Consider the following 11,161-nt stretch of genomic DNA (forward strand, 5'->3'; position numbering starts at 1 on the left):
CCGTCACGGGCAGAAATGAATTAAAATCATTGCAGGCATAGTCGGAAGGAATAATCATGGATATCAGAACGCTGCGTTATTTTGTCGAGGTGGTGCGCCAGCAAAGTTTCACCCGCGCAGCGGAGAAGTTATTTGTCACCCAGCCCACCATTAGCAAGATGCTGAAAAATCTTGAAGATGAGCTTAACTGTACGCTACTGATCCGCGACGGACGTAAGTTATTGCTGACCGATACCGGACGCGTGGTGTTTGAACGCGGTCTGGCGATCCTCGCTGAGTTTCGCCAGTTAGAGGCCGAGTTGAGCGATATTAACCATCTCAATAAGGGCGTGCTGCGGCTGGGTATTCCCCCGATGGTCGGCATGTTGATGGCCGGGCCAATCAGTTTGTTTCGACAACGCTACCCTGGCGTTGAACTCAAAATTTCGGAGTTTGGCGGCCTGACGGTACAGCAGGCGGTAATGAATGGCGAGCTGGATGTTGCGATGACCGCGCTCCCGGTGGAAGAAGCGAGCGGGCTGACGACGTTATCGCTGTTCAGTCATCCGCTGTGCGTGCTGGTTCCCCGTTCCGGTCAGTGGACAACCTGCGACTCCATCGCGCCTGAAGCTCTGGCGGAGCATCCTCTTCTTATCTATAACGAAGACTTTGCCCTGAGCCGCCAGTTGATGACCTTATTTAGCCAGCATGACGTAAAACCACGGATTGCCGTGCGCAGCGGGCAATGGGATTTTCTCGCCGCCATGGTGCAAGCGGGCGTCGGCATCGCCATTTTGCCGGAGCCGATTTGTCAGCGTCTGGATAAGGCCACGCTGCGCTGGCTACCGCTGGAAAGCGATCTCCGCTGGCAGTTGGGCATGATTTGGCGCGAGGGCGTGTATCTGTCGCACAGCGCCCGGGCATGGTTAACCTGTTGCGAAGGGTTTTGGCTGAAACAACCGTAAGCCATGGGTTAAGACCCTTGCCGGATGGCGGCGCAAGCACCTTATCCGGCCTACTTGTAGGCCCGGTAAGCATGGCGCCACCGGGCCACAAGGACTACTGATTTTCTATCAGTAGCGCTTCCATCAAATCCAGGTCGTGCAGCAGCTTTTGCAATGTTTCATTGCTGATTTCTCGCGTGGCGCGCAGATGATACAACTCGGCGCGTTCGGAACGCAGCGCCGCCAGACGGAAACGTCGCTCCAGGTTTTCTTCCTGTATGGAGCTTTCGACATCGTTTCGCCCATCGGCACGGCGACGCAAGTTACCAATGACACGTGAGCTTACTTCAGTAAGCAACTGATTATCGATGTTTTCTTCGGTATCCGCCGCCAAACGCTCTTCCATTTTCTGAATGGCAACAATCGCCACTTCCGCCGTCGCCGCACGGGCGATACGCTCCTCTTTCAACTGTTGCGCATGATCGGCGACTTCCAGATGTTGCAACAGCAGCGGCAGCATGATCACACCGACAAACAACGAGAACAGAATGACGCCAGCCGCCAGGAATACCAGTTCATAACGCGCCGGAAATCCGCTGCCATCCGGCAAAAGTAACGGTATAGAGAGCACACCAGCCAGGGTGATCGCCCCACGAACGCCAGCGAAGGAAGCAATCAGAATTTCACGCGACGTCCAGCTGGCGAACTCCATCGGTTTCTTCTTCAAAAAGCGCAGGCTGAACTTTTTCATGGTCCACAGCCAGCCGAAGCGAACCAGCATCAATGCCGCATAAATCAGCACGATATCGGTAAAGAGCATCCAGGTTTCGACATTCGGGTCAGCTTCCGCCGCCGCCAGCGAAGATTCCAGAATCCCCGGCAGTTGCAGTCCCAACAGCAGAAAGACCATACCGTTAAAGACAAATTCCAGCATCGCCCAGGTACTGTTCGCGCGCAAACGCATTGCCAGCGGCGCGCGGCGCATTACGCCAGAACGGGTGATGGTCATCCCGGCGGCAACCGCGGCCAGGATGCCTGAGACGCCAATATGTTCGGCAATCAGGTAAGACGCGAAGGGCAGCAGAAACAGCAGGACGATTTGCGTCGCGGGTTCATCGCCGCCCCAGCGGCTCAAAAAACGCAGCGAGCGGCCATACAGCCAACTGACCACAAAACCCGCCAGAATACCGCCGATAGCGACCTTAAAAAATTCCAGCGTCGCGCCGCCGACGGTAAAGACCATCGTCCCCATCGCCACCGCGACGGCGAATTTCAGCGATACCAGACCGGAGGCGTCGTTCATTAACGCCTCTCCCTGCAGAATGCCCATGATTTTTTTCGGGATACGCCCCTCGCCCACAATTCCGGAGAGCGCTACCGCATCGGTCGGTGACAGCACGGCGGCCAGCGCAAAGGCGGGGATCAGCGGAATGCCGGGCACCAGCCAATAAATCAGGAAGCCGATTCCCACGACCGTTACCAGGACCAGCGCCAGCGCCAGCCCGAAAATCTCTCGTCCATGCTCAAGAAATTCACGGGTCGGCGTCTTCCAGCCATCCGCAAACAGCAGCGGCGGAATAAACAGCACCAGGAAGAGTTCCGGGTCGAATTCCACATGCAAACCAAACGTCGGCCACGCCAACAGCGCGCCAATGGCGATCTGCATAAGGGGTAAAGGAAGCTGGAAGGGTAATACACGCGTAAATACCCCCGACAGCGAGACCACAAGGGTCATGATGAGTATTGTGAAGAAAATTTCCATGCGTTCCCTGTTTGCGATGTTTTTTATGATGGAGAGAGGCATCATGCCTCGGTTTCACCTTCTTCAGATTAACGCAAAAGGTAACGTGATGTGTCCTGAAAATGAAAACGGGCGACCAACGCCGCCCGTTTTTCAGAATGAAGGCAGAACTAGATAGCCCAGCCGCCGGCATAAAAAGCGACCAGCGCGACCGCAATGACGACAGTTCCGATATTCAGCTTACGCCATTCACCGGAAACCAGACGCCCGACGACCAGCGTGGCAAAGCCGATCATAATCCCGGTGACGATGTTACAGGTCAGTACAATAAATACGGCCGTTACCAGCCCCGCCATCGCATCGACGAAATCAGCAAAATCGATTTTCGCCACGTTACTCAGCATCAGCAGACCGACATACATGAGCGCCGGGGCGGTTGCGTAGACGGGAACGAGATAAGAGAGCGGCGAAAGAAACAGGATCAGCAAAAACAGCACGCCCACGGTAATCGCCGTCAGGCCCGTTTTACCACCCGCCGCCGTACCGGCCGCAGACTCGATATACACCGCGGCTGGCGCCGCCCCGACCAGGCCGGAGAAAACGCTACTCAGTGAGTCGGTGGTTAGCGCTTTGCCGCCATCGATAATTTGTCCGTCTTTGTCCAGCAGATTAGCCTGCCCTGCGACCGCACGAATCGTGCCGGTCGCATCAAACACCGCCGTCATCACCAGCGCCAGCACGCTTGGCAGAACGACAGGGTTTAACGCGCCCATAATATCCAGGCTGCCGATCAGCGAGTTGCCGTTTTCATCGCTCAACGAAGGCATGGCGAAAATGCCGGAAAAATGGACGTTAGGATCGAAGAGCAAACCCACAATAGAAATGCCAATAATGGTCAACAGAATGCCGCCGGGGACTTTCAGCTTTTCCAGACCGAGAATAACAGCCAGACCCACAAGCGACATAATCACCGGGAAGGTATCGAAATCGCCCAGCGCGACCGGCAGGCCATCCAGCGGGTTTTTAATGACCAGGCCGACGCCGTTGGCGGCAATCAGCAACAAAAACAGGCCAATACCGATACCGGTTCCGTGGGCCACGCCCTGCGGCAAGTTACGCAAAATCCAGCTACGAATGCCGGTGGCGGAGATAACGGTAAACAGTACGCCCATCAGGAATACGGCGCCAAGCGCGACCGGGACGCTAATATGCTGCCCCAGGACCAGGCTAAACGCGGTAAACGCTGTCAACGATATAGCACAACCGATAGCCAGCGGCAGATTCGCCCATAGCCCCATAACAATAGAGCCGACGCCTGCGACCAGGCAGGTCGCTACAAAGACGGCGGCAGGCGGGAACCCGGCTTTACCCAGCATCCCTGGCACCACGATGACGGAGTAAACCATCGCGAGAAACGTGGTTAAGCCAGCAACGACTTCCTGGCGAACGGTGCTCCCGCGTTGTGAAATTTTAAACCAGGCGTCGAGTGAACCGCCGGTACGCGCTGAAGGCGTAGACATAGAAAACATCCCCTGAGAATTTATTATTCGTCGGTATACGTGGGAGGTAATCCACTAACAGCGCAACGTTATCTCCTTGTGCTACATTTACGACAGCCGGGGCGCCGCAAAAAAAGCAAACGTTTAGCTCCACGTATACAAAACGGGTGGCAAAAAAAAAGCAAACGATTATCCAGCGATCATCAACGCTTTTTCAACTGAACTTTGCCGCTTTTTATGCTTTTCTGCTTAGTATGCTCAATAAATAGCCAGACGATGCGCAAACGTTATCGTCCCTGCGCAATCCAGCAACAATTTTTCGCATCGCTGTTAGCAAATACGTTGCGCAATCTGCTCACAAAAACGCCATTATCCGCCGGAAATGGTAAACGGACCGCCCTGCTGAATCGCTCGCTGCCAGGCTGGACGCATTTCTACCCGCGCTTTCCATGCGTTGATATGGTCGAGATGAGCGATTCCGCCTCGGGCAAGCAGCGCAAATAGCGGGAAGCTCATCTGGATATCCGCCATACTTAACTGCTCTCCGGCAAACCAGGGGTGATTTGCCAGATGCCCGTCAATAAAGCGCGCATGGGTTTCCAGTTGCGGATTGAGGTACGCTTTTTGCGCGCCCTTACCGATAACGCCGCCCAACGTTCGCAGGCCCAATGGGACCGGCGGTTTACCCAGAGAGGTAAAGAGCAGTCTCATCAATAGCAAGGGCATGAGCGAACCTTCAGCGTAATGTAGCCAGAATCGATAGTGTTGTTTTCCCTGCGCATCCGCAGGCTTAAAGCGTCCGATATTGTCGTAAGTGTCCTGCAAATATTCCAGGATGGCGCCCGATTCCGCAATAACCATACCGTGATCTTCGATAACCGGAGACTTGCCCAGCGGATGCACTTTTTTCAATGCCGGCGGCGCCAGCATGGTCTTTTCACGCTGGTAACGCACAATCTGGTAAGGCAACGCCAGCTCTTCCAGCGCCCAGAGGATGCGCTGCGAACGAGACTGATTTAAATGGTGCACCGTCAGCATGGCTGTCTCCTGTAAGGTATGCCAACTAACTATAGAAAATTATGGCAGTTGCCGTAAAAATTTCGGCTAAAAAATCAGCATTTCGCTGGCGAACAGGGCGTCGTCGCTTACACTTACAGTATCAACACAAACCGGAACCTCCACCATGTGCTCGATATGAGGGGTGTTGACGTCGGGGGAAACCCTCCTGTAATCAGCGGGATAGAGCGAAAGACAAAGACCGGAAACAAACTAAAGCGCCCTTAGCGGCGCTTTAGTTTTAGGTGAACTCAGCCCGATGGCCGAGTGCATGTTAATCATCTTCAAGCAGCCGGGCGCCCGTCCCGTGTTCGCCAAGCCTGTCGCCTGGATTTCGCAGCGGACAGTCGCTACGCGATAAACAGCCGCAGCCGATACAACCGTCCAGCTCATCGCGCAACGCCACCAGCGTATGAATACGTCGGTCTAACTCTTCGCGCCACTGCGAGGAGAGCTGCTTCCACTCTTTCGCGCTTAACGTATGTCCTTCCGGCAAGATACCAAACGCGTCGCCGATAGTTGCCAGCGGGATGCCGATACGCTGGGCGATCTTGATAATCGCGACATAACGCAACACGTCACGCTTGTATCGCCGTTGGTTACCGCTATTACGGATACTGGTAATTAGCCCTTTGCTTTCATAGAAGTGCAGGGCGGACACAGCAACACCGCTACGTTTCGCAACTTCCCCCGGCGTCAGTAAGGCTTTTAAACGGGGAGATTTTTTTTCCATAAATCGCTTTACCTCAAGTTAACTTGAGGAATTATACTCGCCCGCAGACAAAACGACGAATCGAATACTGTTTAAGAGGCAACAATATGTCGCATCAGCAGATAATTCAGACCCTTATCGAATGGATTGATGAACATATCGACCAACCGCTAAACATTGATGTGGTGGCAAAAAAATCGGGCTACTCCAAGTGGTATTTGCAGCGGATGTTTCGTACGGTAACGCATCAAACATTAGGCGAGTATATTCGCCAGCGCCGTCTCCTGTTGGCGGCCGTTGAGCTACGAACGACCGAGCGCCCGATTTTTGATATCGCGATGGACCTGGGCTATGTATCGCAGCAAACCTTCTCGCGTGTATTCCGCCGCGAGTTCGATCGCACTCCCAGCGATTACCGTCACCGCCTGTAGGGCCTCTGCCCGCGTATCGTCAGAGGCGCGGGCGTTTGTTGTAACCAGGCGATGAATTCCTGCGGTGGCAACGCCTTCGCAAAGTGCCATCCCTGACAATACTGAACGCCGCGTTTTAGCAACCAGCTAACCTGTTCAGCCGTTTCAACCCCCTCAGCAATGATTTTTAGCCGCAAACTTTGCGCCATTTCAATAATATGTTCCACAATCAAATGGCTGGCGCTATTAGTGGTTAGCGTGTCGACAAAAGATTTATCAATTTTTAAAAGGTCGACATTTAATGAGTACAGGTTATGCAAGTTCGAATAGCCGGTACCAAAGTCATCAATTGCCACCTCGTATCCCGCCTGGCGAAACGCCTGAATAATCGGCGTCATTTTAGGCACATCAATAAATCCGCGCTCGGTCACTTCAACTTTTATCTGTTGCGCAAGCACTGAATGCTGACGCGTTTTTTCATGAATCATCACAATTAGCCGGGAAGAGAGAAAATCAGCGGCAGAGAGATTGATAGAGACATAAAGATGCGGGTGCGCGGCCAGAAAACCACCTAAATCATTAAATACCTCTTCGACGACATAATCGGTGATCTGCTCAATCATCCCCTCTTTTTCCGCCAGCGGAATAAATTCGCACGGGCTCATCACCGGACCGTGATAGCCCGGCCAACGCAATAGCGCTTCGGCACCTACACATGTCCCGTTTCGGATATCAATGATCGGCTGATAATGAAGGCAAAGCTGGTGCCTGGTAATGGCCCGTTGCAGCAATCGACGCGGTGAGTAATATGCCTGCCGGGATCGTGACCACATAAATAAGACGATAATGCTACAGATGATCCCTAACGGTAGCGTTAACGTAAGCTGATGAAAGAGGTTCTGGTAAAAGCGTTGCTTTGAGGTTGAAACAATCGTGGCAACCGGTCGTTTTGCTGATTTAACCAGAGTATAAAAACGCTCACCCTGTTGGAACACAGGTTCACTCCGTCGTACCAAAGGTAATAGCTGATCAGCCTGCGCCTGTTCACTCAGGGAGAAAAAGGTGTTGGTCACCGTATCATACATTCCCCAGGCCAACGCCGGATCGTCTGACATCACCTCGCTATAAGATAAGGGATTGATAACCGCGACATAGTTTCCCCGCTGCATATATGTCATTTTATAACCGTTGAAAAAAGGCGTATCACGATAGTAATAAATAGCGATGTCAGGCTTTCGTTTATAGTCAGCGCGGGGAATAAAATAAGGACTTGTTGGCGTCATAACCGTAGAGCATAGAAAACGCTGGCCCTTAGCATAAATCAACTCATTAATGTACAAACGACCGCGGATAATATTCAGCATTCGCTGTTGATGGGCTGGCGTACAGGCTTGCCCCTGATATTGTTCAGCGGCATCGCGGGCTAAATCTGCTTGCAGGATAACCCGCTCCGTTTTATCTAATACCAACTGCGCAAATGAATGTAACTGATTTCTGGTTTCAGAGACTGCCCGGATATGAGCAAACCAGATCGCCAGCAATATAGGAAGTAACACCACAATGATCGTTCCGAGAAATCTCAACACCTTGCGTCGTGTGCTTTGACTCATTTTCAGCCTATTTCCCTGCATTATTTGTGACTATTGTTGGCAAAATAAGACGTGAACCAAATGGAGGCTTACGGTGCATGAATTTATCAATATTAGCAACAGACTTTTACCGATCAACATTTACCATTAATAACTACGCGCAATCTCTTTCGCATACCAGGCAGGACACTAAATATTTTTGATAATATCAGATTTATACTCAAGTAAACGATGGGGTATACATCTTTACTCCTTTCTTTTGATAAATAACTTGATATTTTTATCAGGTCTGAATTTCACGAAAAAAAATAAAAGAGTAGTAATAATACATCTTTGCTTTCCGGCAGTTTCTCTACGGACGCGTAGAAGTCACACAAAAAATACGGTTATAAAACGCACAAAAAATACATTGCCGATCTGGCGAACAAGCTGTTTTTTGTGATATAGTTCACAAAAACAATGAAATAGAAACAATGTTTCATTCGATGTTGATGTGATGTCCGTTGATAGCCAGAATGTCCCACGTTTCCCGGGAACAACGCCGTGCTGTCCTGGACAAAGGTCTATTCAGAGGAAATGTTTCATGGCTGCCATAACCACTGGTGTCGTTCTTCTCCGCTGGCAACTGCTGAGCGCCGTGCTCATGTTTTTAGCCAGCACGCTCAATATCCGTTTCCGTAAATCAGATTATATTGGTCTGGCGGTGATCAGTAGCGGTCTGGGCGTGGTATCCGCCTGCTGGTTTGCCACCGGTTTACTCGGTATTACCATGATGGATCTCGCTGCGATCTGGCATAACATTGAAGCCGTAATGGTCGAAACGATGAGCCAGACCCCGCCAGAATGGCCGATGGTGCTGACCTGATACGCTATCGCTGCCGCTGAAGCCGCCCACCGGTTATCTCAACGCGGAATCGCGCGCCAGGGGTAGCCTTGCGCACCATCACGTCCCTCGCATTGCCGTTGATGAGGGCCGCCAGGTGTGGTTATCCAAAAATGGCAAGTGGAATAGCCCTAACAGAATCGAGCTAAACTTATTGAAGACGTTGCCGACTCGTTAAATGACAAAAAAGACCCGTTTGTGCAACGGGTCTTTTTTATTAAGCAGTACCACCTGATAACAGCGACAAGCGCTGCTTATTTTACATTAATAATTTATCCGGAGAACAATCACGGATTATTTTTCCACCTTTCATTACCAGGACCCGGTCAAAATACTTTATCAGATATCGACGATGCGTCACCATGATCAACGTTTTCCCATGAATAAACTCATCTAAGTTATCAAAAATTTGCTTCTCGGTATTCTCATCCAGATTTGATGTTGGTTCATCCCATAAAAAGACGCTGGCGTCACTACTCAGACTACGTGCTAATAATAACTGCTGCTGCTGTCCGGATGACAGGTTTTTAGCCATAAAATTCACCGGAAACTTCAGCCCCATAGGATGTTGCAAGATAAAACCACAGTTCGCCAGCTGAAGCGCCTTGAGTACCCGGCCCCTGTCGTTTTGCGGTTTTAACGCGAAATTACTTTCAATGGTTCCGGTGAATAAAACATCATGTGTCGTCACCACGCTTAAATGCTGAGAAAAAAAGTTCTGCGATAAATGTCCTAAGTTATATCCATCATATAAAATGGCACCGTCTGTTGGCGAAAGGTAGCCAGATAGCATTCCCAGTAATGAGCTTTTTCCTGCTCCGCATTCGCCTACCACCGCGACACGTTGCCCCGCAGGTATGTCTATAGACAGTCGGTTAATAATCATCGGAGATTGAGCATCATACTGATAACTCACGCCCCGGATAGAGATATCGCCATTGCACTTTGATATTGACTGTAATGCCGGTGTTTTTTCTGCCTGATCTTCATCAAAAAAAGAAAGCAGATCCTTACCGGTTTTTTCTGCTGATAAAATAGAGATTAATGTAGAAGAAAAATTCGAAATGATCCCGGAAATACGGCCAGAGACAATGACAGATGAAACAATTGCGCCAGTAGTAACATCACCCTTGATTACCATAAAAAAGGCTATTACCATAATAGTTATTTGGGTAATAGATGACATACTCCCCAATATAGATTGATAGATAAGATTTAATTTCCTTATCTTCAGGTTAAGATACGACTGTTCATTTGACGTATTAACCCAATCAAAAAGTAAACCTTGATTATTTAAGGTATGGATCATTTTAATAGATAAGAAAACTTCTGAGATAAAAATATTCCTGTTCTTCTGTCCTTCTTTTTGTTTGTTCATTAACTCATTAGTATAATGGTGGTTAACGAGGGAAATAATAATAGAGACGATAAACATGGTAATAGGTACAATAACAACCAGACCTAAATTTACATATATAACAATGAGAAATATAATAAATATTGGAATATCGGCTATACGTTGAAAGATCGAGTTTAATAAAACGGGTTTAATTTTCTGAAACTCATTCCATAGCACAAATGCTGATGACATGGATCTGCCATTTTTCTTTTTACTATAAAGTACCGCTTCAAGAAATGCGATATCAATATCGACGTCATCCTGCCTTGCTGTGATAGACTGATAAATATCTTTCGAAGTACGAAGGATAAACTCAAAAACAATAAATACAGCAACAATTATAGCCACGCCAAATAAAGATGAAACCGAAGCGCTTGGAACAAGCTTATCATAGAACAGATTACTAAATACTGGGATAGTTAACGCAAAAATTGCCATAAAAAGAGATGAAAAAAAGTATTTAGTATAAAAAATCTTGTTCATCGATAAAGAGTTTTTTATGATATTTTTTACTCTTATACTATCAACAACTTTATTTAAAGGTAGTATACTAAATGCAGATAACTCTTTTAAATATTCATCTTCAATTTCAACATAACAGAGTTCACCGCGCGCGTTTACCAACTTTATTTTTTGCCCGCCACTCACACACACCATCCACTTCATTTCTGGTGTTAATAGTAAAATCGGCATAGGCTCATTTAGTAAATCCTCACCATTATTAAATAATATATCCTGTAGAGAAAGCCCTAACGACAAAAAGAAATTCTTCATTTGTATAGAGTCATCAGTGTTATTTCTGTCGTACTTTTTAAATCTTAAATTTATATCATCCTCTTTGATATCAATTTTTATGTTGAATTTTTTAGACACTATAGATAATGCCGTTTCCGCACTTAAATAATAAGGTTCTAGTTTTTTATCCATAAGTAAACCCCCTCACCCAAAG

Annotated in this window: 9 protein-coding genes; 3 read left to right on the forward strand and 6 right to left on the reverse strand. The window is 48.8% G+C overall.

The annotated features are described in order from the left end of the window. The first annotated feature begins 56 nt into the window (after nucleotides 1–56). Complete coding sequence (locus J1G48_RS20590; RefSeq protein WP_000354962.1) at nucleotides 57–944, forward strand: LysR family transcriptional regulator; 888 nt, start codon at nucleotides 57–59, stop codon at nucleotides 942–944. Nucleotides 945–1,038: 94 nt separating this feature from the next. On the opposite strand, the gene J1G48_RS20595 is transcribed toward J1G48_RS20590, so the two are convergent. The 4 genes from J1G48_RS20595 to soxR all read right to left on the reverse strand — a co-directional run bounded on the left by J1G48_RS20595 (nucleotide 1,039) and on the right by soxR (nucleotide 5,952). Further along, nucleotides 1,039–2,685, reverse strand: a complete 1,647-nt coding sequence (locus J1G48_RS20595) for a Na+/H+ antiporter (RefSeq protein WP_000402189.1) — start codon at nucleotides 2,683–2,685, stop codon at nucleotides 1,039–1,041. 149 nt (nucleotides 2,686–2,834) lie between these two features. Further along, the gene (gene ghxP, locus J1G48_RS20600) at nucleotides 2,835–4,184 is read right to left on the reverse strand and encodes a guanine/hypoxanthine transporter GhxP (RefSeq protein ID WP_000106907.1); all 1,350 of its coding nucleotides are present in this window, start codon (nucleotides 4,182–4,184) and stop codon (nucleotides 2,835–2,837) included. Nucleotides 4,185–4,532: 348 nt separating this feature from the next. Beyond that, on the reverse strand, nucleotides 4,533–5,201 hold the full coding sequence (locus J1G48_RS20605) for a glutathione S-transferase (protein ID WP_000958572.1): 669 nt from the start codon (nucleotides 5,199–5,201) through the stop codon (nucleotides 4,533–4,535). A gap of 292 nt (nucleotides 5,202–5,493) precedes the next feature. Next, a complete protein-coding gene (soxR, locus tag J1G48_RS20610) occupies nucleotides 5,494–5,952 on the reverse strand; it encodes a redox-sensitive transcriptional activator SoxR (protein ID WP_000412686.1) in 459 nt (152 codons plus the stop codon). 86 nt (nucleotides 5,953–6,038) lie between these two features. On the opposite strand from soxR, the gene soxS reads away from it, so the two are divergent. Beyond that, nucleotides 6,039–6,362 (forward strand): superoxide response transcriptional regulator SoxS, encoded by a 324-nt coding sequence (gene soxS / locus J1G48_RS20615; protein WP_000019483.1) that lies wholly within the window; start codon nucleotides 6,039–6,041, stop codon nucleotides 6,360–6,362. Here soxS and J1G48_RS20620 read toward each other — a convergent pair. After that, complete coding sequence (locus J1G48_RS20620) at nucleotides 6,350–7,951, reverse strand: EAL domain-containing protein (protein ID WP_000083642.1); 1,602 nt, start codon at nucleotides 7,949–7,951, stop codon at nucleotides 6,350–6,352. The two genes, soxS and J1G48_RS20620, sit on opposite strands and share 13 nt — an antisense overlap. A 562-nt stretch (nucleotides 7,952–8,513) precedes the next feature. Here J1G48_RS20620 and J1G48_RS20625 point away from each other — a divergent pair. Beyond that, nucleotides 8,514–8,795, forward strand: a complete 282-nt coding sequence (locus J1G48_RS20625) for a YjcB family protein (protein WP_000719058.1) — start codon at nucleotides 8,514–8,516, stop codon at nucleotides 8,793–8,795. A 277-nt stretch (nucleotides 8,796–9,072) separates the two neighbouring features. On the opposite strand, the gene siiF is transcribed toward J1G48_RS20625, so the two are convergent. Next, entirely contained in the window at nucleotides 9,073–11,139 is a 2,067-nt protein-coding gene (gene siiF, locus J1G48_RS20630) for an SPI-4 type I secretion system protein SiiF (protein WP_000358566.1), read from the reverse strand. Between the last annotated feature and the right edge of the window lie 22 nt (nucleotides 11,140–11,161).

The sequence above is a fragment of the Salmonella sp. SAL-020 genome (assembly GCF_017372215.1).
GTDB lineage: Bacteria > Pseudomonadota > Gammaproteobacteria > Enterobacterales > Enterobacteriaceae > Salmonella > Salmonella enterica.

Excerpts from the sequence above, each read along its gene's own strand:
- J1G48_RS20590 (WP_000354962.1), top strand. The coding sequence starts at position 57 with ATGGATATCAGAACGCTGCGTTATTTTGTCGAGGTGGTGCGCCAGCAA.
- J1G48_RS20595 (WP_000402189.1), bottom strand. The coding sequence starts at position 2,685 with ATGGAAATTTTCTTCACAATACTCATCATGACCCTTGTGGTCTCGCTG.
- ghxP (WP_000106907.1), bottom strand. The coding sequence starts at position 4,184 with ATGTCTACGCCTTCAGCGCGTACCGGCGGTTCACTCGACGCCTGGTTT.
- J1G48_RS20605 (WP_000958572.1), bottom strand. The coding sequence starts at position 5,201 with ATGCTGACGGTGCACCATTTAAATCAGTCTCGTTCGCAGCGCATCCTC.
- soxR (WP_000412686.1), bottom strand. The coding sequence starts at position 5,952 with ATGGAAAAAAAATCTCCCCGTTTAAAAGCCTTACTGACGCCGGGGGAA.
- soxS (WP_000019483.1), top strand. The coding sequence starts at position 6,039 with ATGTCGCATCAGCAGATAATTCAGACCCTTATCGAATGGATTGATGAA.
- J1G48_RS20620 (WP_000083642.1), bottom strand. The coding sequence starts at position 7,951 with ATGAGTCAAAGCACACGACGCAAGGTGTTGAGATTTCTCGGAACGATC.
- J1G48_RS20625 (WP_000719058.1), top strand. The coding sequence starts at position 8,514 with ATGGCTGCCATAACCACTGGTGTCGTTCTTCTCCGCTGGCAACTGCTG.
- siiF (WP_000358566.1), bottom strand. The coding sequence starts at position 11,139 with ATGGATAAAAAACTAGAACCTTATTATTTAAGTGCGGAAACGGCATTA.